The 24,239-nt window shown below is 71.5% G+C and carries 22 protein-coding genes; 9 read left to right on the forward strand and 13 right to left on the reverse strand.

From position 1 onward, the window contains the following. The first annotated feature begins 32 nt into the window (after positions 1–32). Complete coding sequence (locus AC1DIW_RS18745; RefSeq protein ID WP_478110083.1) at positions 33–1,202, forward strand: Tle-like phospholipase domain-containing protein; 1,170 nt, start codon at positions 33–35, stop codon at positions 1,200–1,202. Positions 1,203–1,237: 35 nt separating this feature from the next. Here the strand turns inward: AC1DIW_RS18745 and lhgO are convergent, their stop codons facing one another. Together lhgO and AC1DIW_RS18755 are read right to left on the reverse strand one after the other, a co-directional pair. Further along, positions 1,238–2,443 carry an L-2-hydroxyglutarate oxidase gene (gene lhgO / locus AC1DIW_RS18750; protein ID WP_478110084.1) on the reverse strand — a complete coding sequence of 402 codons (1,206 nt, stop codon included), beginning with the start codon at positions 2,441–2,443 and terminating at the stop codon, positions 1,238–1,240. Beyond that, positions 2,440–2,865, reverse strand: coding sequence for a GNAT family N-acetyltransferase (locus AC1DIW_RS18755; protein ID WP_478110086.1), 426 nt, complete (start codon positions 2,863–2,865; stop codon positions 2,440–2,442). Before AC1DIW_RS18755 ends, lhgO begins: the two co-directional genes overlap by 4 nt. 303 nt (positions 2,866–3,168) lie before the next feature. Between AC1DIW_RS18755 and AC1DIW_RS18760 the strand changes: the two genes are divergently transcribed. The 3 genes from AC1DIW_RS18760 (at position 3,169) to AC1DIW_RS18770 (ending at position 7,082) form a co-directional block, all read left to right on the forward strand. After that, positions 3,169–3,789 carry an L-threonylcarbamoyladenylate synthase gene (locus AC1DIW_RS18760; protein ID WP_442279579.1) on the forward strand — a complete coding sequence of 207 codons (621 nt, stop codon included), beginning with the start codon at positions 3,169–3,171 and terminating at the stop codon, positions 3,787–3,789. An 85-nt stretch (positions 3,790–3,874) separates the two neighbouring features. Then, positions 3,875–5,836 (forward strand): alpha-amylase family protein, encoded by a 1,962-nt coding sequence (locus AC1DIW_RS18765; RefSeq protein WP_478110088.1) that lies wholly within the window; start codon positions 3,875–3,877, stop codon positions 5,834–5,836. Between the two features lie 58 nt (positions 5,837–5,894). Then, a complete protein-coding gene (locus AC1DIW_RS18770) occupies positions 5,895–7,082 on the forward strand; it encodes a Fic family protein (protein ID WP_478110089.1) in 1,188 nt (395 codons plus the stop codon). 46 nt (positions 7,083–7,128) lie between these two features. Here AC1DIW_RS18770 and AC1DIW_RS18775 read toward each other — a convergent pair whose 3' ends face one another. Together AC1DIW_RS18775 and AC1DIW_RS18780 are read right to left on the reverse strand one after the other, a co-directional pair. Beyond that, the gene (locus AC1DIW_RS18775; protein ID WP_478110091.1) at positions 7,129–8,316 is read right to left on the reverse strand and encodes a DUF2332 domain-containing protein; all 1,188 of its coding nucleotides are present in this window, start codon (positions 8,314–8,316) and stop codon (positions 7,129–7,131) included. Further along, positions 8,313–9,470, reverse strand: a complete 1,158-nt coding sequence (locus tag AC1DIW_RS18780; RefSeq protein WP_478110092.1) for a methyltransferase domain-containing protein — start codon at positions 9,468–9,470, stop codon at positions 8,313–8,315. The genes AC1DIW_RS18775 and AC1DIW_RS18780 overlap by 4 nt, the downstream gene beginning before the upstream one ends. A 290-nt stretch (positions 9,471–9,760) precedes the next feature. Between AC1DIW_RS18780 and helR the strand changes: the two genes are divergently transcribed. From helR to AC1DIW_RS18795, 3 genes are all read left to right on the forward strand, one after another. Continuing rightward, a complete protein-coding gene (gene helR / locus AC1DIW_RS18785) occupies positions 9,761–11,938 on the forward strand; it encodes an RNA polymerase recycling motor ATPase HelR (RefSeq protein ID WP_478110094.1) in 2,178 nt (725 codons plus the stop codon). 94 nt (positions 11,939–12,032) lie between these two features. Further along, a complete protein-coding gene (locus tag AC1DIW_RS18790) occupies positions 12,033–13,409 on the forward strand; it encodes an MFS transporter (protein ID WP_478110096.1) in 1,377 nt (458 codons plus the stop codon). A 118-nt stretch (positions 13,410–13,527) separates the two neighbouring features. Beyond that, positions 13,528–13,890: an RNA polymerase-binding protein RbpA gene (locus AC1DIW_RS18795; RefSeq protein ID WP_442279571.1), complete on the forward strand. Its 363-nt coding sequence runs from the start codon at positions 13,528–13,530 to the stop codon at positions 13,888–13,890. A 132-nt stretch (positions 13,891–14,022) separates the two neighbouring features. Here AC1DIW_RS18795 and AC1DIW_RS18800 read toward each other — a convergent pair whose 3' ends face one another. From AC1DIW_RS18800 to kdd, 7 genes are all read right to left on the reverse strand, one after another. Then, positions 14,023–14,535, reverse strand: coding sequence for an FxsA family protein (locus tag AC1DIW_RS18800; RefSeq protein ID WP_478110097.1), 513 nt, complete (start codon positions 14,533–14,535; stop codon positions 14,023–14,025). Positions 14,536–14,558: 23 nt separating this feature from the next. Continuing rightward, complete coding sequence (locus AC1DIW_RS18805; RefSeq protein WP_478110099.1) at positions 14,559–15,350, reverse strand: polyprenol monophosphomannose synthase; 792 nt, start codon at positions 15,348–15,350, stop codon at positions 14,559–14,561. After that, positions 15,331–16,953 carry an apolipoprotein N-acyltransferase gene (lnt, locus tag AC1DIW_RS18810; protein WP_478110101.1) on the reverse strand — a complete coding sequence of 541 codons (1,623 nt, stop codon included), beginning with the start codon at positions 16,951–16,953 and terminating at the stop codon, positions 15,331–15,333. The genes AC1DIW_RS18805 and lnt overlap by 20 nt, the downstream gene beginning before the upstream one ends. A gap of 94 nt (positions 16,954–17,047) precedes the next feature. Further along, positions 17,048–17,443 carry a 3-aminobutyryl-CoA ammonia lyase gene (gene kal, locus AC1DIW_RS18815; protein ID WP_478110102.1) on the reverse strand — a complete coding sequence of 132 codons (396 nt, stop codon included), beginning with the start codon at positions 17,441–17,443 and terminating at the stop codon, positions 17,048–17,050. After that, positions 17,440–18,189: a lysine 5,6-aminomutase subunit beta gene (kamE, locus tag AC1DIW_RS18820; RefSeq protein ID WP_442279566.1), complete on the reverse strand. Its 750-nt coding sequence runs from the start codon at positions 18,187–18,189 to the stop codon at positions 17,440–17,442. The genes kal and kamE overlap by 4 nt, the downstream gene beginning before the upstream one ends. Then, complete coding sequence (kamD, locus tag AC1DIW_RS18825; RefSeq protein WP_478110104.1) at positions 18,186–19,820, reverse strand: lysine 5,6-aminomutase subunit alpha; 1,635 nt, start codon at positions 19,818–19,820, stop codon at positions 18,186–18,188. Before kamD ends, kamE begins: the two co-directional genes overlap by 4 nt. Beyond that, positions 19,817–20,929: an L-erythro-3,5-diaminohexanoate dehydrogenase gene (kdd, locus tag AC1DIW_RS18830; protein ID WP_442279564.1), complete on the reverse strand. Its 1,113-nt coding sequence runs from the start codon at positions 20,927–20,929 to the stop codon at positions 19,817–19,819. The genes kamD and kdd overlap by 4 nt, the downstream gene beginning before the upstream one ends. 91 nt (positions 20,930–21,020) lie before the next feature. Here kdd and AC1DIW_RS18835 point away from each other — a divergent pair, with 91 nt between their 5' ends. Further along, complete coding sequence (locus tag AC1DIW_RS18835; RefSeq protein ID WP_478110106.1) at positions 21,021–22,466, forward strand: KamA family radical SAM protein; 1,446 nt, start codon at positions 21,021–21,023, stop codon at positions 22,464–22,466. Between the two features lie 12 nt (positions 22,467–22,478). Here the strand turns inward: AC1DIW_RS18835 and AC1DIW_RS18840 are convergent, their stop codons facing one another. Both AC1DIW_RS18840 and AC1DIW_RS18845 read right to left on the reverse strand, forming a co-directional pair. Next, on the reverse strand, positions 22,479–22,985 hold the full coding sequence (locus AC1DIW_RS18840) for an SRPBCC domain-containing protein (RefSeq protein WP_478110108.1): 507 nt from the start codon (positions 22,983–22,985) through the stop codon (positions 22,479–22,481). Positions 22,986–22,999: 14 nt separating this feature from the next. Then, a complete protein-coding gene (locus AC1DIW_RS18845) occupies positions 23,000–23,317 on the reverse strand; it encodes an ArsR/SmtB family transcription factor (RefSeq protein ID WP_478110110.1) in 318 nt (105 codons plus the stop codon). 146 nt (positions 23,318–23,463) lie between these two features. Here AC1DIW_RS18845 and AC1DIW_RS18850 point away from each other — a divergent pair, with 146 nt between their 5' ends. Beyond that, positions 23,464–24,231 (forward strand): VOC family protein, encoded by a 768-nt coding sequence (locus tag AC1DIW_RS18850; RefSeq protein ID WP_478110112.1) that lies wholly within the window; start codon positions 23,464–23,466, stop codon positions 24,229–24,231. Positions 24,232–24,239: the final 8 nt, after the last annotated feature.

Genomic DNA, 24,239 nt, shown 5'->3' on the forward strand with positions numbered 1-24,239 from the left:
TACGGTGGGCGCACCGTCGACAGGAGGAACGCGTGCTCTACCGCAAGGGTGCTGACCCAGAAGCCCTCGACCGTGTCGCCCGCGAGCTGAACGCGTGCGCAGGCGAGGTCGAGGTGATCCGCGCCAACGGCGCGAGGGCCCTTGCCGTGCTGAGCCGCTCATGGGGTGGCGCAGATGCCGATGCGGCCCAGGAGAGCTGGCGCGCCAGCTCGACCGCGTTGTCGTCGCTCGGCTCGACCCTCGACCGGATGGCAACACGCCTCGGCGACAACTCCCGCGCCCAGCGATCGGCCAGCGGTGGCCCCGGGAGCCTGCTCACGCCGGGGCCGTTGCTCCCGTTCGGGCTCGGCGGTTCGGCCTCGGTCGGTGTCGAGGCCACGGCTGAACCGCCCTTCGCCGACGGTCTACGGGGCACCAGGCCCCAGGAGATGGATCTCCAGCTCGCCGAGCTGGCCAAGGGCGTCTACGACGGCACAGAAACCGACGAGTTCGACGTGCTCGACACCGCGCAGCTCGAGGCGCTGGGGATCGATCCCCGGACGCTCACGGGTCCCGGCGGCTTCGCCGCGAACATCTATCGCGACGCGAACGGCGACTACGTGCTGGCCTTCGCGGGCACCGACCCGACGAGCGTCAGTGACTGGGCGACCAACGCCCAGCAGGGCATGGGCGGCCTCAGCGCGCAGCACCTCCAGGCCATCGCCCTGGCCCAGCACCTCGCCAGGGCCGTCGGCAGCGAGAACATGGTGCTCACCGGGCACTCCCTCGGCGGCGGTCTCGCGAGCACGGCCTCCGTCGCGACCGAGGTCCCGGCCGTGACCTTCAATGCTGCGGGCGTCCATCCCAACACGGTCCTGGCGGCCGCCGCCCTCGGCCACCACGACGCAGGACTGTCGTCGGGGCAGATCCGCAACTACCACGTGCGTGGCGAGATCCTGACGACGGTGCAGAACCCACTCGGGTCCTTCGTCGACCACGTGCCCTTCGTCGGTGACGACCCCCTGCCCAACGCCCTCGGCACCCAGATCGCTCTCAACCCGACCAAGGGTCCCGACCTGCACCTCTCGCCGTGGGGACTGGTCAGTCCGGTCATCTCGATCGCCGACACGGCCAAGGACCTCGGCGGCTATGCCGTGGGCCTGCATGGCGCGCCGTCCGTCATCGACGCCATGGGGGCGAGCGACTACTTCGGCAAGCACTGACGGGGCGGGTGCTGTCGTGCACACCGGGCGGGCCGTCACGTTCCGGCGAGGTCCAGCCGGTCGACGACGAGGTCGGCGATGGCCAGCGATGCCGTGGCTGCGGGAGACGGCGCGTTCCGGATGCAGAGCACGGCGCCGACGCGGCTGAACCGGAAGTCCTCGACGAGCGAGCCGTCCGCATCCATCGCCTGGGCCCGGACGCCGGCGAGAGCGGGCTCGACATCGGCATGGTCGATCTCCGGGACGTAGCGACGCACGCGCTCGACGAACGCGTGACGGCTCAGCGAGCCGACGACCTCCTGCATGCCGGTGCGCAGGTTGGATCGCGCGAAGCGTCGAAAACCCCTGGAGGCGAAGAGAGCTCGTATCACCTCAAGGTCGACGTCGCGGCGACGGTAGCCCTCTCGAGCGGTCGCGAGCACGGCGTTCGGGCCGAGCAGCACGCCGCCGTCGACGCGTCGGGTCAGGTGCACGCCGAGAAACGGGTAGCGCGGGTCGGGCACCGGGTAGACGAGCCCGCTGACGAGGTGGGTGGCCTCGGGCCGGAGCTGGTGGTACTCACCCCGGAATGGCACGATCGCCGGGGTGGGGCCGTCGCCGGCCAGCACGGCGAGACGGTCGGCGTGCACGCCACCCGCAAGGACGACCCGGTCGGCGTGGACGTGTCGCCCATCAGCCGCCTGCACGTCGACGCGACCACCGGACTGCCCGAACCCCACGACCTCGAAGTCGGTCACGACCTGGGCGCCCCGGTCCCGCGCGTCCGCGAGCATGGCCTCCGCCACGCGTGAGAAGTCCGTGATCGCCGTCGTGGGGGAGTGCAGCGCCGCCCGTCCGACCGCGTGCGGCTCGACCTCTCGCAGGGCGTCGTTCCCGAGCCACCGGAGGCCGGGCACACCGTTCGCCAGCGCGCGGCACTCGATGTCACGCAGGCGCCCTTCCTCGGCCTCGTCGAGCGCGATGACGAGCTTGCCCACCTCCTCGTAGGGGAGCCCGCGCTCGCGGCAGTAGCGACGCAGCCGTTCGACGCCGGTGCGTGAGAGGGCGGCCTTGGCCGAGCCGGGAGCGTAGTAGAGACCTGCGTGCACGACGCCGCTGTTGCGCGCGGTCTGGTGCCGACCGGGCGTGAGCTCTTTCTCGACGAGGGTGACCTGCGGTCGCGGTTCGAGCAAGGTCAGGCGACGGGCGACGGCCGAACCGATGATGCCGCCACCGACGACGACGACCCGCGGTCGGCTCACCCCGCGGCGGTCCGTGCGGCCTCGTCGGCGGCCTCGATGTCGGTCGGCCTGGGCGCGGCGACGTGGGCGGCATACGGCTCGGGGTGACGACGGAGGTGGACCTTGATGTACGGGCAGAGCGCGACGATCGTGCGGCCCGCCGCCACCGTGGCGTCGAGCGCGAACGACGCGAGACGGGCGGCGAGACCCTGGCCCTCGTACTCCGGCCGCACCTCGGTATGGAAGAAGACGACCCGGTCGGGCGCCTGCTCGCTGGCGTCCTCGGCCCGGTCCTCCGTCACGAGGGCGTAGCTCGCCACGCCGATGACGCGCTCACCGTCGCGCAGCTCGAACCGTCCGAGCTCCGGATTGTCGACCACCTCGAAGTGGTCGGCCTCGTCCTCGGTGGAGGCGGTTCGGCTCTCACCCGTGTGCTCTCTCATGCGCTCAGCATCGCGCACGCCCCCGAGCCGCTCAAGCGTCGGCCGCTGTGCGACTGCGGCCCGCCATCGGTCACGCCCCCGGACGCGTCCGCCACGACGAGCGGCCTCCGCCCCAACCAGAACATCACCCCCGCCCGATCCCCGCCTTGACTCGTCCCCATGGCGCCAGCATGCCCGGCGGCGAGCCCGGGTGGCATCGGATGAACCTGCGGATGGTGTTGCGTCCGGTGTGGTGATCAGCCCACCGGACGCAGCACCACGCGCCGGTTCATCATCCGGGCCCGCGCATGGCAGGGTGTGGGCATGGCGAAGTACTTCGACGTCCACCCGGTGGACCCGCAGCCCCGCGCGATCGGGCAGGCGGTCGAGATCCTGAGGTCCGGCGGTCTCATCGCCTACCCGACCGACTCGTGCTTCGCCCTCGGGTGCTCCCTCGACAACCCCGAGGGCAAGGAGCGGATCCTGCGCATCCGGCACCTCGACGACAAGCACCACTTCACGCTCGTCTGCTCGGACTTCGCGCAGCTCGGCCAGTTCGTGCACCTCGACAACTCCGTCTTCCGCGCCATCAAGGCGGCGACACCGGGGCCGTACACCTTCATCCTGCCGGCGACGAAGGAGGTCCCGCGCCGGCTGCTCCACGCGAAGAAGAAGACCGTCGGCGTCCGCATCCCGGAGCATCCGGTCGTGCGCGAGCTGCTCAAGGCGATGGGGGAGCCGATCCTCTCGAGCACCCTGCTCATGCCCGACGACGAGGAGCCGATGACCGAGGGCTGGGAGATCAAGGACCGCCTCGACCACGTCATCGACGCCGTCATCGACTCGGGGGAGTGCGGTCTGGAGCCGACGACCGTCGTCGACTGGTCCGACGGCTACCCGGTCGTCACCCGGGTGGGCGCAGGGGACCCGAGCCCCTTCGAGTAGGCCGCCGCGGCCGCCAAGGGGCACGATCGACGGTGACGGCGGGCCGCCACTGTCGCGGAGGCCGCCGGTGCTGTTCAATCGGGCCATGACCCCAGGCGCCGATGACGCCCGCCCGAGCACGGAGTCGATGTCCTCGCTGCTGGCGGACCTCGACCCCGCGGACCGCGAGACCATGGAGCTGCGTCTGGAGCGGTGGTTCGACGACCTCGTCGCAGCCCTCCGGGCGCTCTACCCCGAGCACGACGTGTCGGCGCTGGCCCTGCGCCTCGTCGAGTCGGCCGTCACCGCCTTCGTCGCCCGTTCGCCCGAGCTGCGCCGCCTCGACCAGCGCCGACTCCTGCGCCCGGACTGGCTGCAGCAGCCCGACATGTTCGGCTACGCCTGCTACACCGACCGGTTCGCCGGAGACCTCGACGGGCTGAGAGCCCGCGTCGACTACCTGCGCGATCTCGGCGTCAGCTACCTGCACCTCATGCCCCTGCTCCAGCCGCGCGAGGGCGACAACGACGGCGGCTACGCGGTCCAGGACTACCGCACGGTCCGGGCCGACCTCGGCACCGTCGACGACCTGACGCGTCTCGCGAGCGACCTTCGCGGACAAGGAATCTCGCTCGTGCTCGACCTGGTGCTCAACCACGTGGCCCGCGAGCACGAGTGGGCTCGCCGGGCGCGCGCGGGGGAGGAGCGCTACCGCGACTACTTCCACGTCTATCCCGACCGCGTCATGCCGGACGCCTACGAGCGCACCCTGCCGGAGGTCTTCCCCGACTTCGCCCCCGGCAACTTCACCTGGGACGACGAGCTGCAGGGCTGGGTCTGGACGACCTTCAACGAGTGGCAGTGGGACGTCAACTGGAGCAACCCCGACGTGCTGGTCGAGTACGCCGAGATCGTGCTCTACCTCGCCAACCTCGGCGTGGAGGTGCTGCGCCTCGACGCCATCGCGTTCACGTGGAAGCGACTCGGCACGAACTGCCAGAACCAGCCAGAGGTGCACGCCGTGACCCAGGCGCTGCGCACCGTGGCGCGGATCGCCTGCCCGGCGCTCGCCTTCAAGGCCGAGGCCATCGTCGGCCCGCGCGATCTCGTGCAGTACCTCGGCCAGGGTCCGCACGCCGGCCGGGTGAGCGACCTCGCCTACCACAACAGCCTCATGGTGCAGGTGTGGTCGATGCTCGCGACGGGCAGCACCCGCCTGACCAAACGAGCCCTCTCGGCGCTGCCGCCGACTCCGCCGAGCGGCACGTGGATCTGCTACGTCCGGTGCCACGACGACATCGGCTGGGCCATCGATGATGCTGACGCCGCTGCCGCGGGGCTCGACGGCCACGCCCACCGTCGTTTCCTGTCGAACTGGTATGCCGGCGACCAGCCGGGCTCGTGGGCGCACGGGCTGGTCTTCCAGCACAATCCCGCCACCGGAGACAAGCGGATCAGCGGCACGGCGGCGGCGCTGACCGGCCTCTCGGACGCCGAGCAGAGGGGTGACGAGGACGGTGTGGGAGCCGGTCTCGCACGGCTCTTCCTCGCGCACGCCGTGGTGGCCGGTTGGGGCGGCATCCCGGTCGTCTGGAGCGGGGACGAGCTCGGCCTGCCGAACGACCCGAACTGGGCACGGGAGCCGGGTCACGAGGACGACAACCGCTGGGCGCACCGCGAACGGATCGACTGGACCCTGGCAGCGCACCGCGACGACCCGGGCACGACGGCCGGCAAGGTCTTCGCGGGCCTGCGGCACCTCGCGACGGTGCGCGCCGGGCTGCCCCAGCTGCACGCGTCGGCGCAGACACGTGTCGTGCTCGAGACGAGCGACGGCGTTCTCGTCGTCGTGCGCTCGCACCCGAGCGGAGCGATGGTCTGCGTCTACAACGTCACGTCCTCCTGGCAGACCGTCGAGATGCGCCACCTCAGCGATGCCGGCATCGTGCACCCCTTCGACGCACTCGGCGGCCATCCGGTCTTCGGCGGAGCGGACGGCCTCGCCTCGCTGAGCCCGTATGCCGCCTGGTGGGTCGTCGAGGCGCCGGTGGAGGTGCCGCACACCTGACCACCGCGGTCCTTGATGAAGGTTGTGCGATAACCTTTACCAAGGAGGTGGGCGACGCATGGCTACCGCATGGCCGGCCCTCGGGACGCGCACCCTCGAGTGGCGCCCCGTCGAGGGGCTCCTCGAGGTGTCCCGACGGGCTCGGCGGGCCCAGCCCCGCACGTACGAGGCCGCCGTCGTGCGTCCCGTCGCCGATGTCGCGCTCACGCTCTCGGGCGACCTCGCCGCCGACCTCGACGAGGCGACGCGCCTGCTCGCGGCCTTCGACGCCGGGGGAGCGGGGGAGATCGCCCCCTTCGCCTCCGTGCTGCTCCGCTCCGAGAGCGCGGCGAGCTCGCAGATCGAGAACCTCACCTCGTCGGCACGCGCGCTCGCCGAGGCGGAGATCGGCGAGGGTCACCGGGCGAACGCCTCCGTCATTCTCGCCAACGTGCGCACCATGCAGACCGCCCTCGAGCTGGCCGGGCGCCTCGACGAGCAGGCCGTGCTCGCGATGCACCGGGCCCTCATGGCCCAGCAGAGCCAGCACCGCCCCGGGCGCTGGCGCGAGGAGCAGGTCTGGGTCGGCGGCTCCCCGCTGCACCCCGCAGGCGCCGACTTCGTGCCCCCGGTCGCCGACGACGTGCCGGCCCTGATGGCCGACCTTGTCGCCTTCCTCGACCGCGACGACCTCCCGCCGCTCGCGCAGGCGGCCCTCGCCCACGCGCAGTTCGAGACGATCCACCCGTTCACCGACGGCAACGGGCGCACCGGCCGGGCCCTGCTGCACTCCGTGCTGCTCCACACCGGCGCCATCCACCGGGTCACCGTGCCCATCTCCGCGGGCCTGCTCGCCGTGCGCGACGACTACTTCGCCGCCCTCGGCTCCTACCGGGCCGGTGACGCGGAGCCGATCCTGCGCTGCGTGGCGACCGCCGCGCGGCATGGCACCGTCATCGGCCAGGACCTCGTCGGCGAGCTGCGGGCCGTGCGCACCGGCTGGGACGAGCAGGTGAGGGCCCGGGCCGGGTCCGCCGCACGCACGATGCTCGACCTGCTCGTGCGTCAACCCGTCGTGACGGCCCGCGTCGTCGTGCGTGAGCTCGACGTGTCGGCCCCCACCGCCCAGGCCGCGCTGCGCCGGCTCGTCGACGACGGCATCCTGCTCGAGTCGACGGGTCACCGGCGAAACCGCGCCTACCGGGCGCCTGACGCGCTCCGGGCCCTCGACGCATATGCCGCAGGGCTGGGCCGTCGGCGCCGGTGACCCCGCTCGCGCCAATCGCGTGGGAGCGGGCGTCCGTCGGCCTCGCTCAGTGCGAATAACGCTGCAGGACAGTCGATTCCACGACATCAAGGGACACGTCGACCCACGCGCCGTGCGGGTGGCACGAGCCGAGCACCATGGTCTCGAGCGCGCGTCCGTCACGCCACCGGTGCAGTCCGAGCACGGTGTTGCCCTCGAGGCCCTCGGCCGGGGTGACGAGACCCGGCACGCAGCCCGGCGGCTCGGCACTGAGCCAGCTGAGCGCGCGCACGTCGGCTGCCGCGGCCCGGAGGTGGTGGAGCACGTCGGCGCGCCGGGCGGGCTCGAGGTAGGTCAGCGCCCACGACGTGAGCACGACGAGGTGGCCGTCCGGGCCGGGGCCCGCGGCGGCCCGGGCGAGCGCGGCGGGCAGGTCGTCGACCATGTCGCCGGCGACCAGCGTCTGCGCGTCGTCACGCAGCAGCGACCGGGCCGCCCGGAAGCGCTCCACCCGACCGGGAACGTCCGGCCACAGGCAGGCCTCGAGCCAGCGCACGGCGTCGTCATCGGCGACGTCGACGGGCTCCAGGTCCAGGCCCACCCGGGCCACGACGTGGGGGAGGCCGACGCCGTGCTCCACGAGGCGGTGGGCCGCACCGCGGCGGTCCACCCCGGAGCAGCGCACGGACGAACCGGGGTCGCCGAGCCGGACGGGGCCCTCGCCCTCCCGGGCTTCCGGCGCCGTGAGCTCGACGGCGTAGCGCTCCACGCCGAGCAGCAGTCCCGCACTCGCGCCGAGCTCGAGCAGGGCGACGGGGAGGTCTGGCACGTCGGCAGCGGCAAGGGCGAGGCCGAGCGCGACGTAGACCGCGCGGTTGACCTCGTTCGTCTGCGTGCCATGGGTGGCGATGCGCGCCTCCAGCTCGTCGCGGTGCGCCAGGGCGAAGTGACGGACGTCGGGCCAGGGGTCGCCGTCCGGCGTCATCCCAGGGCCTACGACACTCGGAAACCACTGTGCAGCAGGCGAATCGGGATTCTTCAACACGAGGTCGTGGACTGCTGCGAGCCACAGCACGGGACGCGCCTGACCGGGGCGGGCGACGAGCAGCAGCGCGGCCGCCTCGTCGTCTCGGGCCAGCTCACGACACAGGGCCGCATAGAGCGGGAGGGCGGCATACTCGGCGGCGAACTCACCGAAGCGCCGCTGGACCCGGTCGAGCCGGGCGCGGTCGGCCACGGGGGAGTCGGTGCTCATCGGCGTTCGAGGAGCACGATGACCTCGTGGTGCGACGTCTGGGGGAACATGTCGAAGAGGCGGGCCCGGCGCGTCACGTAGGACGGCAGGACAGCGAGGTCGCGCGCGAGGCTGCTCACGTTGCAGCTCGAGTAGATGACGTGGGCGGCGCCGAACTGCTCGAGCCAGCGCGCCAGGTCGGGCCCGATGCCGCGGCGGGGCGGGTTGGCGACGACCGTCGCCCGTCCGGACCGCACCAAGTCGGGGTCGAGCGCGCCCGGGTCGGTGGCGTCGCCCACCCGGAACTCGACGTCCCCGACGTCCGGGTGCCCCGTGCGGAGCTCCCGCGCCGTCCGCTCGGCGCTCAGCACGGCATCGGGCGAGACCTCGACGCCGACCACCCGGCCGACCCCCGCCTGCGCGGCGTGCAGGGCGAATCCGCCGACGCCGCAATAGAGGTCGAGCACGGCGTCGGGTGAAACCTCTCGCATCCAGTCCTGCGCCTGGCGGTAGAGGCCGGCCGCGACAGCGGTGTTGGTCTGGAAGAAGCTGTTGGGTCGCAGGTTGAGGGTCAGCCCGTTGACCGGCATCGCCAGCACGTCCTGCGACGTCAGGACGATCTCGGTGTCGCCCTCGAGGACGGCCTTGTGCTCGGGTTGGAGGTTGACTGAGACGACGGCCACGTCCGGCACCCGGGCGAGCAGCATCGGCAGTCGCGACTGGAGCAGCGCGAGATGCCGGCGCGAGCGCAGGACGAAGCGGAGCATGACTGTGCCGGCGGGGGAGAGGGTGAGGATGACGTGCTTGAGCTCGCCCCGCCGTGCGCTCACGTCGTACGGCTCGAGGCCCATCTCGTCGACGAGAGCCGCGACGCGCGGGATGAGCTGCTGCAGCGGTTGCTCGTGCAGGCCGCACGCCCGCAGGTCGACACCGTTCGCCTCGGCGTCGAGGATGCCGAGCGTCACGGCGCCGGTGTGTCCGCCGACGACGAGCTTGGCCTTGTTGCGGAAGGCGGACTCGGCGCTGGCGAAGGGATCGAGCCAGACGACGTCCGGTGCGGCGTCGGCCAGCGCGAGCTCGCACCGGCGGTGCTTGTCGGCGAGCTGGACGGCATACGGGACGCCCATGAGGGCGCACGACGCGCACCGTCCGGAGTCGAAGTAGTCACACTGCATCGCCGCCAAGGCTACGGCTCGGGCAGCGCCTCTAGGACCACCGGTAGACGGTGCGGAGCGGAGCCCCGCTTGGGGCAAAGTGACATAATGTCGATTATCGGCGTTTCTCGCCGTGTAGTTCGTGACCGTGAAGATGCAGGTTCGAGCCCGGGAACCGAGCACGAAAATGGAAGGACGCCACCCGCGTCCTTCCATTTCCAACGTATAGCGCACCCCGGGTCTTGCGGCAAGACCCCGTGCATGCCGCAGAATCGCTGGCCGACACCTGAACCCGGGACGGAGCTCACCACGTGAACGCCCAGACGACCAGCGCCTTCGACCTTCCTGACCGCTTGGCTCCCAAGGCCGACCCGGCCCTCATCGGCCCCGACGACGCGCACTTCGCGGCGATCGCCGAGACCCTGGCCCAGACGACCGCCGAGCTGTCCGACCGCCTGGCCACCGCGCGGCGGGCGCCCGCTGGTCGAGGACAAGCCGCCCTGGACCGTGACCAGGAGGTCCACCGGCTCACGACCCGGCTGCGCACCCTGAGCCGTTACGGGCTCGACCTGTGTCTCGGCCACGTCGTTCATGAGAACGATTCCCATCCCACGTACATCGGACGACTCGGCCTGACCGACCGCGCCGGTCGGCGGGTGCTGGTCGACTGGCGCTCCCCCGCCGCCGAGCCGTTCTTCGGCGCGACCCACGCCAACCCGATGGGCCTTCGGAGCCGACGACGCTACCGCTGGACGCGCGGCCGCGTTAGCGACTACTGGGACGAGGTCTTCACGACCGACGGCCTCGAGGGCCGGGCGGCCCTCGACGACGACGACGCCTTCATCGCCTCGCTCGGTGCCAGCCGATCACCTCGGATGCGCGACGTGCTGGCCACCATCCAGGCCGACCAGGACGCCATCATCCGTGCCGGCTCCCACGGCGCCCTCGTCGTCGACGGCGGTCCCGGCACGGGCAAGACGGTCGTCGCGCTGCACCGCACGGCATACCTGCTCTACTCCGACCCGCGCCTCGGGCACCGCCGGGGCGGCGTGCTGTTCGTCGGGCCGCACGAGCCCTACCTCTCCTACGTCTCCGACGTCCTGCCGAGCCTCGGCGAGGAAGGCGTCCAGACGTGCACCCTGCGCGACCTCGTCCCCGAGGGCGCCACGGCGCCGGCCGAGACCGACCCAGAGGTGGCCCGGCTCAAGTCCGGGATCGAGCTCGTCGACGCCATCGAGCCCGCGGTCGGGCTCTACGAGGAGCCCCCGAGCCAGGGGATGGAGGTCACGACACCCTGGGCCGACGTCTGGCTCTCCCCCGCCGACTGGGCGGAAGCCTTCGCGGCGGGCCAGCAGGTCCCCCACAACGAGGCCCGCGACGACGTCTGGGAGGCCCTCCTCGCCATCCTCCTCGACCGTCACGACCTGGAGGTTCGCCTCGACGACGACGGCCAGGACGTGGAGGCCGAAGCGACACCCGCGATGGTCCGGCGCTCGATCGAGCAGAACGGCGAGCTCCGGGCTGCGTTCGGGCGGTCCTGGCCGCTGCTCGACGCGGAGGACCTCGTCGGCGACCTGTGGACGGTCCCGGCCTACCTGCGCCGGTGCGCACCCTCCCTCAGCATCGAGCAGGTCCGTCGGCTCCAGCGTGAGCGACCGGATGCGTGGACGGTCTCGGACCTCCCCCTGCTGGACGCGGCCCGGCTGCGGCTCGGAGACCGGGAGACGGGCCGGCTCCGGCGCCGGCGCGACGCGGCCCGAGCCGCCGAGCGCGAGGAGCGGGCCAAGGTCGCGGAGCACCTCATCGCGTCGGACGACTCCGACATGCACGTCATGTCGATGCTGCGCGGTGAGGACCTGCGAGGCGCCCTCGACGACGCAGAGCGCGACACCAACCCTGACCCGCTGGCCGGACCCTTCGCCCACGTGGTCGTGGACGAGGCGCAGGAGCTGACCGACGCCGAGTGGCGCATGCTGCTGAACCGCTGCCCGTCGCGGAGCCTCACCATCGTCGGCGACCGGGCGCAGGCCCGTCACGGCTTCACCGAGTCGTGGCACGAGCGCCTCGCCCGCGTCGGCCTCGGCCGGGTCGAGCTGGCCTCGCTCAGCATCAACTACCGCACCCCCGCAGAGGTCATGACGGAAGCCGAGCCGGTCATCCGGGCCGCCCTGCCGGATGCGAACGTCCCGAGCTCCATCCGCGAGAGCGGCGTGCCGGTCCGGCACGGCGCAGCGGCCGACCTCGAGGCGATTCTGGAGTCGTGGCTGGCCGCCCATGCGGACGGGACCGCCTGCGTCATCGGCGCCCCGGCTTTCGAAGAGCGGGAACGCGTCCGCTCGTTGACCCCCGCGCTGTCCAAAGGGCTCGAGTTCGACCTCGTCGTCCTCGTCGACCCGGAGCGCTTCGGTGACGGCGTCGAAGGGGCCGTCGACCGCTACGTCGCGATGACGCGCGCCACGCAGCAGCTCGTCATCCTCACGAGCTGCTGACTCACGAGCCGCTGACTCACGAGCTGCTGACGCCCGCGGCGTGTTGACGCGGCTCCCCCTGTCGGGGCGCCCGGCCGTGTGGGACAGTCCTCGCATGTCGCACGTCGTCGTCAACGCCGCACGACCGGAGACCCGGGAGCAGCGGGCCTGGTACTGGTACGACTGGGCCAACTCCGCCTACGTCACGACCACCGCCACGGTGCTCATGAGCCCCTACCTCACGACCGTCGCCGAGGAGGCCGCCTGTCCCGGCCTGCCCGACGGCCAGGACTGCACGACGAACCTCTCCGTGCTCGGCATCCCCGTCGCGCCGGGGTCGCTGTGGTTCTTCACCGTGACCTTCACGACGATCCTCTCCGCGATCGTCCTGATCTTCATCGGCGCGATCGCCGACCGCAGCCCGCATCCGACCCGTCTGCTGGGCGGGTTCGCGTGGGTCGGGGCCCTGGCCGCGAGCCTGATGTTCTTCGTCGCGGGCACCGACTGGCAGCTCGGAGCCGCGCTCGTCGTCATCGCCGGCATCTGCCTCGGCGCCTCGCTCGTCATCTACGACTCGATCCTGTGCCGCATCGCCAACGAGAACGAGCGCGACCGCGTCTCCTCGAAGGGCTGGGCCTTCGGCTACCTCGGCGGCGGCACCCTGCTCGCGCTCAACTTCGCCCTGGACTTCTTCCACGAGGACCTCGGGCTCGACCGGGCCCTGTCGACACGCATCAGCATCCTGTCCGCGGGCCTCTGGTGGGCCGGTTTCACGATCATCCCCTACCTCGGCCTGCGGCACCTGACCGGCACGGTCGAGACACCCGTCGAGCGGTCGGCCGGGGTCGTCGGTGGCAGCATCGCTCAGCTGCGGAGCACGTTCCGCGACCTCGCGAACTACCCGCAGACCAAGCTGTTCCTCCTCGCGTACCTCTTCTTCAACGACGGCATCCAGACCGTCATCGGCAGCTCGAGCGTCTACGGCTCCAAGGAGCTCGGCTTCTCGGAGACGACGGTGCTCGGGGTCTTCCTCTTCGTGCAGTTCGTCGCCTTCGTCGGCGCGCGGCTCTTCGGTCGGGTGGCGGCGTCCATCGGGGCCTGGCGCACCGTGCTCTACGGCATCGGCCTCTGGACGGTCGTCGTCGTCTTCGCCTTCCTCGTGCCGTCGAAGTCGCTCGTCATCTTCCTCGCGCTGGCCCTGCTCATCGGCCTCGTCCTCGGCGGCACCCAGGCGCTGTCCCGCTCGCTCTACAGCCAGCTGATCCCCCGCGGCCGCGAGGCGGAGTACTTCAGCCTCTACCAGGCGATGGAGCGCGGCACGAGCTGGTTCGGCACGCTCATCTTCGGGCTCGTCTACCAGTTCACGCTCAGCTACCGCTGGGCCATCATCGCGCTCATCGTCTTCTTCGCCATCGGCGGCGTCCTGCTCGCCCGGGTCCGGATGCGCGAGGGCATCGAGCAGGCCGGCAACCCGGTCCCCGCCGTCGTCTGAGACGCGTTTACAATCCTCGACGCGCGGGAACAACTGAGCCGTCGTGCTCGTTCAAGCGTCTGTGAGGGTATGACACCAGAGCGGTGTCCACACAGACACGAGTCTTGGAGGGGTCCACATGGCCGATCGAGCACTACGCGGTTCCAACCTCGGTGCGAGGAGCATGGAATCCGACGAGAACGTCGTACCGAGCGAGCGCCAGCTCACCGCGTACGTCTGCCCGGAGGGCCACCGCACCGAGCTCCCCTTCTCCATCGAGGCCGACGTACCGCCGACGTGGGAGTGCCGCTGCGGCCTCGACGCGAAGCTCCAGGGCGATGGCCCGGAGCCCGAGGCCAAGCCGGTGAAGCACCAGCGCACGCACTGGGACATGCTCCTCGAGCGTCGTTCCATCCCCGAGCTCGAGGAGCTCCTCGAGGAGCGCCTGACGCTGCTGCGCGAGTCGCGCGGGGAGAAGCCGCGGCGGCGCAAGACCGCCTGACCCTCCACCACAGACCCCTGCAGGGAGCCCGCCCCGTTCGTGGAGGCGGGCTCTTTGCTGTCCCCCGCTCCCCCGATTCGGTATGCCGTCCCGCGGGGCACGCAGCTCGCGTCCCCGCCGTCGTGGCCGGGATCAGTCCTCGTCGATGATCTCGCCCTCGACGACCTCGTCGCTCGACGTCGAGCGTTGGGGGCCCTCGGGCGCCTCGTGCTGCTCCCACTCGGGCGCCTCGGGCGCCTCGGTCACCGTGAGGTTCGTGTAGCTCATCGTCTGGCTGACGAGGCGACGCGAGATGACCGCCGCGAGCAGGTTGCGCGCCACCGGCCGCACGAAGGGCAGCACGAGGACGAGTCCGACGACGTCCGTCACGAAGCCGGGCACGAGCAGCAGGCCTCCCCCGACGAGCACGACGATGCCGTCGGCGATCTCTCGCGTCGGCATCCGCCCGCTGCGAACCGCCTGGTCGAGGGCGCGCCAGGCCTTGGCGCCCTCACGGCGGATGAGCCACGCCCCGAGGAGCGACGTCGCGACGATGAGCAGGAAGGTGGGCCACCCCCCGATGGCCTCGCCGACTGCGACGATGACGACGATCTCGATGATCGGCAGGAGCAGCAGCCCGACGACGGCGAGCTTCGTCAGACGCATCCGCCGAGCCCTTGGGGCGCTGGTCACGGCCGGTCCCCGACGGGCTCGCGGCCCCGGACCCGGCCGGCCACCGCGCGCACCTGGCCCATCCGGTGCTCCACGCCCCAGCGGGTCACACTCGTCAGGGCCTCACGGACGATGTCGTGGCCCATCTTCGAGACGCCGACCTGACGCTCGACGAACGTGATCGGGACCTCGACGACCGTGAGGCCGGCTCGGATGGCCCGGAGCGTCAGGTCGATCTGGAAGCAGTAGCCCTGCGACTGCACGCCGGCCAGTCCCATCGTGCGCAAGGCGCTGGTGCGATAGGCGCGGTAGCCGGCCGTCGCGTCGTTGACGTGCATGCCGAGCAGCACCTTGGTGTAGACATTCGCGCCGACCGAGAGCACCTTTCGGTGGGCCGGCCAGTTGCGCACCTCGCCGCCGCGCACCCACCGCGCGCCGATGACGAGGTCCGCGCCGCCCAGGGCGGCGAGCAGCGACGGCAGCTGCTCGGGGAGGTGCGAGCCGTCTGCGTCCATCTCGACGGCTGCGTGGTAACCCTCGTCGAGAGCGATCGCGAAGCCGGCGAGATAGGCCTTGCCGAGGCCCTCCTTCGCGGCACGGTGGACCACGCGCACCTGGGGGTCCGTGGCGGCGATGGCGTCGGCGATCTCGCCGGTGCCGTCGGGCGAGCCGTCGTCGAGCACGAAGACGTCGGCGGAAGGCACGTTGGCGCGCACCCGCGCGACGATGCCGGGCAGGTTGTCCCGCTCGTTGTACGTCGGGATGAGCACGGCCACCCGGGTCACCGGCTCACGCTGCGTCATCGTCATCCTCGTCCTTCGTCGTGTCTGGCTCGTCCGCGCCACCGCCGCGACGTACGCGACCTACGCGAACCCTGGCACCGCCGCGGAGGCCCAGGGCGAGCATCGTCAGCAGTGCAGCGGCGGCGACCCATTCCGGGGCCTCGCCCACCCGGGTCGCCAGCGTCGTGGCGTCCCGCAAGGGTAGTGCCCCTCGGACCACCGCCTGTGTGAACAACGACGTCACCTGGTGCGCGGTTCCGTCGGGCGTGATGAGGGCGCTCTGACCGACGGTCGACACGTGGACGACCGAGCGGCCGAACTCCATGGCGCGCAGACGGCTGATGGCCAGCTGCTGGGGCGACTCGGCGGTGTAGCCGAAGGTCGCGTTGTTCGTCTGGACCACCAGGACGTTGGCGCCCGCCTGCACGGCGTCACGCATGATGTCGTCGTAGGCGACCTCGAAGCAGATGGCCAGCCCGGCCCGGATCTGCTGCCCGGACGACGTGGTCACGCGGAAGACGCCGGGCGCCGGGCCCGCGACGAAGTCCTGCCGGACGAGGTCGACCTCCTTGCTGAAGATCCGCCAGAACGGCCGGTTGGGGATGTACTCGGCGAAGGGCACCGGGTGCCGCTTGACGTAGCGGTCGGTGTTGCCCTTGCCGGGCTCGAAGAGCAGGGACACGTTGGACACGAAGCCGGCGGGCTCCTCGAGGAGGCCACCGACGATGAGGGGGCGCCGCAACGCGTCGACGGTCTCGAGGATGAGCGCCTTGGCGTCGGCGTTGCGCAGGGGGTCGATGTCGGAGGCGTTCTCGGGCCAGACGACGAGGTCGGGGGCCGGCGCCCGACCGGCGTCGACATCCTGCTGGGCCGTGAGGGTCGCCGCGATGTGGTTGTCGAGGACCTGCCGGCGCTCCGCGTTGAAGTCCAGCCCCGGCCGGGCCACGTTGCCCTGGACCCCGAGGAACTGGGCGCTCGGCCCGTCGGTGGGCAGCGGCACCGCGAGCCCCGCGACGCCCAGCACGAGCGCTGCGGCCACGAGGGACGCCGGTCGACCCCACGGCATACGCACGGAGGCCCCGGCGGCGGCGCTGCTCCGCCGGTGCGCACCGACCGCCGTCAGCGCGTGCTGGGCCGCCAGGGCGAGCAGGGCCCCGCTCAGCGCGATGACGAACCCGACGAAGGGCGCTCCGCCGAGCGCGACGAGGCGCCCGAACGGTGAGTCCGCCTGGCCGAAGGCCAGCTTGAGCCACGGGAAGCCGCCATAGGGCACGCGGGCGCGCAGGCCCTCGGCCACGACCCAGACGAGCGCGAACGCGAGCGGTCGGACACTCCCCCGGCGGCTCAGCCAGCCGTAGAGCGCGCCGGCCGCGCCGAGGAAGAGGGCCTGCAGGGTCGCGAGGGCGATCCAGGGCAGTGAGCCGACGTAGATCCCCGACCAGCTCAGCGTCGGGACGAAGAAGACGAGACCCCCCGCCAGTCCGAGCAGCAAGCCGCGGCGAGCACCCGCGCCGGCCCAGGCCCAGGCCCACAGGGCGAGCGCGACCGGGGCTGCGACCCACACGTCGAACGTCGGGAACGCGAGACACAGCAGCCCGCCGGCGATCAGGGACAGGAGGAGGCGCCGCACGGGGTTCACCGTAATCCGTGCGCCACCCCCGGGGGGCTTCGCCCCCCGGGTCCCCCCACAAGCGCGCTTGGCCGGGTTGGCCCTGCGAGCCCGGTCAGGGCACGACGACGACTCCGCGGGCGGTCGTGGCGACGACCGGCGGGTCGAGCGTCTCGGCCGCGGACGCCCCGCGCGCCGGGGTGCCGCGGGCGACGACGCGCACCTCGAAGTCCATCGCCCGCGAGCGCGTGCCGACGCGGATGATCTCGGCCGAGATCTCGATGACGTCCCCGGCACGCACCGGGGCCTTGAACTGCACGTCGCTGTAGGAGGCGAAGAGCCCCTCGTCGCCGTCCGTGACGATGCACATCTCCGTGGCGACGTCACCGAAGGCGGCCAGGGAGTACGCGCCGTCGACGAGATTGCCGGCGTAGTGCGCGTGGCTGTAGGGCACGTAGCGGCGGTGCGTGACCCGCTGCCCGACGCTCGCCGTGGTGGGCCGCTCGCTCATGACTTCTTCGCCTTTCGCTGGGTCATCTCGTGGACGAGGTAGCTCGCGACCTCGCCGGGGGTCGTCCCGCGGCCGAAGATGCGGTCGACGCCGAGCACCTTTTCGGAGCCGTCCTCGAAGCGGGGTCCACCGGCGATGAGGATGGGCACCTGCCCCGCGGGATAGGCCTCGCGGAAGGCTGCGGACATCTGCGTCGTGTTGTGGATGTGGGCGTCCTTCTGCGTGACGACCTGGCTGACGAGGACGGCGTCCGCCCGCTCGGCGTGGGCCCTGGCGACGAGGTCGGGCACGAGCACCTGCGCGCCGAGGTTCACGACCTTGATCTCGCGGTAGTACTCCAGGCCCTTCTCCCCCGCGAAGCCCTTGATGTTGAGGATCGCGTCGATCCCGACCGTGTGGGCGTCGGTGCCGATGCAGGCGCCGACGACGACGAGCTTGCGGCGCAGCTGCTTCTTGATCGCGAGGTTGACGTCCTTGGCCGACAGCAGGGGGTACTCGCGCTCGATGACGTGGACGTCGTCGAGGTTCACGAGGTGGGTGACGCTGCCGTAGACGACGAAGAAGGTGAAGTCCGGGCCCATGGCCTTGGCATGCACGAGGAGGGCGGGGTCCAGGCCCATCTTGCGCGCGAGCTGCAGTGCCGCGCCCTCGGCCAGCTTGTCGTGCGGCAGGGGGAGGGTGAACGACATCTGCACCATCCCGTCGCCCGTCGTGTCTCCGTAGGGTCGGATGACGGCGGCGCTCATGAGGTGGCCCTCTCCGTGGACGTATGCCGGGTGGCCGTGGGCGGCGTCCCGGCGTCGAGGGCGGTGATGGCCGGGTTGTCGTAGCCCGGCGCGCGCTCGCAGACGCCGTCGAGCCCCTTGCCCCCGGTGGCCGGCCTCTTCATGAGCCCGAAGGTGCCGTCGGCGATGGCTGCGAGCAGGGGCGCGTCGCCTGCGGCGTCGCCGTCGTGCACGATGCGGTCGAGCAGGTCGACGGCCTCGGAGAGCACCTGGCGGGCACGGGTCTGGATGTAGCCGTCTCGCGGCGGGTGGAAGTCCTCGGTGAGCCCGCTCGCCGCGTTCATGACGTAGCGGACGTTCTGCAGCGCCAGGTCACGGTCGGAGAGGAACGGGGTGACGACCGCCTCGGTCATCATGCCGACGAGCAGGATGCCCTGACCGGTCATGGCGCCGACGAGGTTGAAGAAGCCGTCGAGCAGGTAGCCGCGGAAGACGTCGCCCGACATGTGCTTCGTCGGCGGCATCCACTTGAGCGGCGCGTCCGGGAAGAGCTGGCGCGCGAGCAGCGCGTGCGCGAGCTCCATCCGGAAGCTGTCGTGGATCTCGGGGTTGATCTCGAAGGCGTGACCGAGGCCGAGCTGCCAGTCCTCGAGCCCGGCCTCCTTGGCGAAGCGCTCGTTGAGCAGCTGGCTCACCGTGACGGTGTGGGCGGCCTCGACGGCGTCGGCCGTGGTGAGGTAGTTGTCCTCGCCGGTGTTGATGATGATCCCGGCGCGGGCGTGGACCTGGCGCGAGAAGCGCTGGTCGACGAAGGTGCGGATCGGGTTGATGTCGCGGAAGAGGATGCCGTACATCGAGTCGTTGAGCATCATGTCGAGACGTTCCATGCCGGCGAGCGCCGCGATCTCGGGCATGCAGAGGCCGGAGGCGTAGTTGGTCAGGCGCACGTAGCGACCGAGCTCCCTGCTCACGTCGTCGAGCGCTGCACGCATCAGCCGGAAGTTCTCCTGCGTGGCATAGGTGCCGGCGAAGCCCTCGCGCGTGGCCCCCTCGGGGACGTAGTCGAGCAGCGACTGCCCCGTCGAGCGGATGACGGCGATGACGTCGGCGCCCTCGCGGGCCGCGGCCTGCGCCTGCGGGATGTCCTCGTAGATGTCGCCGGTCGCGACGATGAGGTAGATCCACGGCTTCGTCCTCGGGTCGCCGTGGCGCTTGACGAGGCGGTCACGCGTCGCCCGGGAACGGTCGATCGTGCGCAACCCTGCCCCGACGCCCTTCGTCGCCGCCCGACGCGCCGCCGACGCCTCGCGGCCGGCAGGCAGTCGGAACGACACGTTGCCGCTGGCGGCCTTCTGGGCGAGGGTCACGAGGTCGGGCGCCTCGCCACGGAGGAGGGCGTCGAAGACCGGGGTCGTGACGCCGTGCTCGAGGCCCACCTCGTCACGGACGGCGGTGACGAGGTGGTTGACCCACGGCACGCGCTCGTGGTCGGCTCCCGACAGACCAGCGAGACGCAGCGTCGCCCGCTCGACCGAGACGGTCGTGTGGCTCTTGGCGATCTCGACGACGGGCGCGGCAGCCTTCCGGGCGAGCGATCGGGCTCGGCGCACGACGGCCGGGTCGAGGTCGAGCAGGGGGTGGGTGCGGCTCATGCCTCAGATCCTGCCGTCTCGGCGGCCAGCCGCCCCTCGAACAGCACCCTGACCGCGGGGACCTCCCGCACGAGTCGCAGCGCCGTCTCGGCGTGCCCGGGCACGTAGCCGTTGCCGACGATCATCCGCACGTCGGCGGCGAGGCCCTCGGCGCCGAGCGCCGCGGCGGCGAAGTTCGTCGCCATGCTGAAGAAGATGATGGTGCCGCCCTGGGCGGTGGCGAGGATGGCGGGCTGCTCGCAGCCGGGCACGTCGACGCACACGACCGTGACGTCGGCCGGGCCGCCGGCGGACTCGACGGCCGCCGCGAGACCCAGCGGCGACCGGGCATCGGCCAGCACGACCGCGTCGGCGAGGCCGCTGGCCTCGAGCACCGTGCGCTCGCGCTCGACCGGGACGACGCCGATGGTGCGACCCGCGCCGGCGGATCGGGCGGCGGCCAGCGAGAGCGAGCCCGACTTGCCCGCCCCGCCGAGGACGGCCACGGTCGGCGCGACGCCGCGGGCGGCATACTCCCCCACGACCCGCTCGACGAGCGCGGGTGCACCGCACACGTCCATGACCATGAGCGCGAGGTGCGGGTCGAGGTCGGTGGGCAGCGTCGCGGCGATGCTGCGGCCGAACAGGATGGCGTGCCCGGCGGCGGGGACCTGCTCCGACCGGCCGTCCCAGCGCTCGAGGCCGTCGGTGATCGCGAGGGGCGTCAGCGAGAGCGAGACGAGCGTGGCGACGCGGTCCCCCACCCGCAGCCCGAGGGGGCTCTCGGGGCCGACCTCCTCGACGGTGCCGATGAGCATGCCCCCCGAGCCCGTGACGGGGTTCTGCATCTTGCCGCGGGTCGCGACGATGTCGAGCACCTCGTGACGGACGGCGCTGCCGTCCACCGCGCCGTCGCGCGTGTGCTTCTCGGCGAGCTGGCGGTACGACGCGGCGTCGAGGTTGAGCGTCTCGACGGCGATGCGCACCTCGTCGGGCCAGAGCTCCGGCCGCGCGTCGAGGCGCTGGGCCGCCTGCGGAAGGGTGATCGCCTCCCCCGTGGGCTCGAGCACGCGGTGCAGGCCGACCGGCGATGAGACCCGGTGGTCGTCGGGTGGGGGCGGTGCGGTCACGGCGCAGATCCTTCTGTCGCAGAGGATACGAACGACAAATCCTTCTGCATCATAGGAGACTCGGGGGCGAACCTTCGGCTATCGTCAGGACATGACACTGGTGTCGCAGCCCTACGTCTACGCCCGTCGCCAGCTCGTGGAGCCTGACTGGACCCGGCTGCCGGGCTGGGCCCACGTCACCCAGGCCGACTGGGACAGCGCCCAGTGGCAGCGGGTCAACTGCGTCAAGAACATCACACAGCTGCGGACCCTCATGGGCAACCTGCTCGACGACCGCTTCTACGACGATCTCGCCAAGGACCAGGCCGAGCGCGCGACGATGTCGATGCTCGTCCCGCCGCAGATGCTCAACACGATGGTGCCCTCGACCGACTCGGCGATGCCCGCGGCCGGCCACGACTTCACCGAGGCCTTCTACGCCGACCCGGTCCGCCACTACATGCTCCCGGTCTTCTCCGACCGACGCACCGACTGGCCGTCGCACCCCCACGCCTCCCGCGACTCCCTCCACGAGCACGACATGTGGGTGGCCGAGGGCTTGACGCACCGCTACCCCACCAAGGTGCTGGCAGAGCTCCTGTCGACGTGCCCGCAGTACTGCGGCCACTGCCCGGGCATGGACCTCGTCGGCAACTCCACGCCGCAGGTCGCCAAGCTGAAGTTCGACCTCAAGCCGGTCGCCCGGTACGCCGCGATGCTCGACTACCTGCGCTCCACCCCGGTCGTGCGCGACGTCGTCGTCTCCGGCGGTGACGTCGCCAACATGCCGTGGAAGAACCTCGAGGCGTTCCTCGACGAGCTCCTGGACATCGAGAACATCCGCGACATCCGGCTCGCGACGAAGGCCCTCATGGGACTGCCGCAGCACTGGTTCGCCGACGACGTCGTCGAGGGCGTCGGGCGCGTGTCGGCCAAGGCCCGCTCGCGCGGTGTCTCGCTCGCGATCCACACGCACGTCAACAGCGCCCAGTCCGTCACGCCCTCCGTCGCCCGGGCCGCCAAGGCGATGCTCGACGCCGGGGTCCGCGACGTGCGCAACCAGGGCGTCCTGATGCGCGGCGTCAACGACTCCACCGAGGCGCTGCTCGACCTCTGCTTCGCGCTCGCCGACGGGGCCTCGATCACGCCCTACTACTTCTACATGTGCGACATGATCCCGTTCGCGGAGCACTGGCGGCTCTCGCTCGCCGAGGCCCAGCACCTCCAGCACTCGATCATGGGCTACCTGCCCGGCTTCTCCACACCGCGCATCGTCTGCGACGTGCCGTTCGTCGGCAAGCGCTGGGTGCACCAGGTGGAGGAGTACGACACCGAGCGCGGGATCTCCTACTGGCGCAAGAACTACCGCACGTCCATCGAGGGCGACGACACCGAGGCCTTGTCGCGCGAGTACGTCTACTACGACCCGATCTACACGCTGCCCGCGTCGGGGCAGCATTGGTGGCACGCGTCGGTGGACCACGAGTCGGTCCTGGCAGAGGCGAGCCAGCGGGCCGCCACGAGCCGGGCGGCCGCCGAGTCGCAGCTCGTCCCCTGACGACTCCGGGCCTCAGCTGACCGTGGTCTCCTCGTAGACCGGGGTGAGCTCGGTCCACCGCTGCCGCCAGGCGGGCGCTGCCGCCTCCTCCGACCATCCCTCGGCGTGCGCCGGGCCCCCGCTGAGCAGCGAGCGCCCGAGGTCCTCGAGGTGGACCTGCCAGCCGGCTCCGTAGAAGTGGAGCTGACCGACCGGCAGTCCGCGCTCCTCGACGACGAGTCGCGTGCGCGCGCCCTCGGTGGTGAGCCACGCCTCGAGCTGCGTCTCGTCGTCGGTCCCCGGCTCGTTCGTGACGAGCAGGTGGTGCGGGGCGTCGCACGCCTCGATGCGCACCGCCCCGGACCACGTGCTGGTGAAGACGGCCCGGACCGTGGCACCCACGCTCAGGTCTCCGGACACCTGGGCGATCCAGCGCGCCAGCCGCTCCGGCGTCGTGCACGCGCCCCACAGGTCGTCGATGTCGGTGTCGTAGACATCCTCGACGCGCACGGCGCCTCGGGTGTCGTCGACCGCTCGCATGGTGCCGATGATCTTCACTTCCGCGCCTTCTTTCCTCGTGTGATCTCCGTGTGCAGGGCATCGAGCCGGTTGCGCCAGAGGGCGCGATAGCTCTCGAGCCACTCGTCGACCTCGACGAGGGCCTCCGGGCGCAGGGTGTAGATCCTGCGCTGGGCCTCCGCCCGCACGTCGACCAGCCCGGCCTCCCGGAGCACCCGCAGATGGCGGGACACGCCCGGTCGGGCGATGGGGAGTGCGTCGGCCAGCTCGCCGGCAGTCGCCGGATGGTCCCGCAGGATCTCCAGCACCGTGCGTCGGCTCGGATCGGCCAACGCCTGCAGCACCATGTCCATGTCATGACCATACCGAACTTGTTATGTAACCGCAAGGGTACTTATGTGATCGATCGCGGCCGTCAGGCAATTGGCTTGTCCCGCAGCCGATCACCGTCCTAGCGTGTCGAGGACCCCAGCGTCCGCCGACCGGAGATGAGCGCACGATGACCAGTCAGCTCCACGAGCTCTGCTTCGACGCCCACGATCCGCCGGCGCTCGCGCGCTTCTGGGCCCGCCTGCTGGGGCGCGAGACGGCCGCTGACGGCGTGACGGTCCTGCCACGCCAGCAGCCCGAGTTCCCCATCCGGTTCCTGCTCACGCACGAGGGGAAGACCGGCCCCAACCAGATCCACCTGCACCTGACCAGCACCTCGCCCGGGGACCAGCAGGCGATCGTGGCTCGCGCGCTCGAGCTGGGCGGTCATCACCTCGACGTGGGCCAGACTCCCGAAGAGGGGCACATCGTGCTCGCCGACACCGAAGGCAACGAGCTCTGCGTCATCGAGCCGGGCAACTCCTACCTCGCCGGGTGCGGCTTCCTCGGTGAGCTGGCCTGCGACGGGACGCGGGAGGTCGGGTACTTCTGGAGCGCGGCCCTCGGTTGGCCGCTGGTCTGGGACCAGGACGAGGAGACCGCGATCCAGTCGCCTGCCGGTGGCACGAAGATCGCCTGGGGCGGTCCTCCGGTCCGGCCGAAGACCCGGCGGAACCGGATGCACTTCCACCTGGCACCCTCGGTCCGGGGCGGGCGGCACGCCGAGCTCGACCGTCTCGTCTCGCTCGGAGCCACCCGGCTGCCGTCCGGCTCCGATGTCCCTGACGGGGTGCTGATGGCCGACCCGGACGGCAACGAGTTCTGCCTGCTCCCGGACGACGCAGACGATGCCGACGAGGCCGCGGACGCCGGCAGAGTCGTGGACGGGTCCCCGTAGACTGCCGC

Source organism: Terrabacter sp. 01T434, assembly GCF_056398545.1.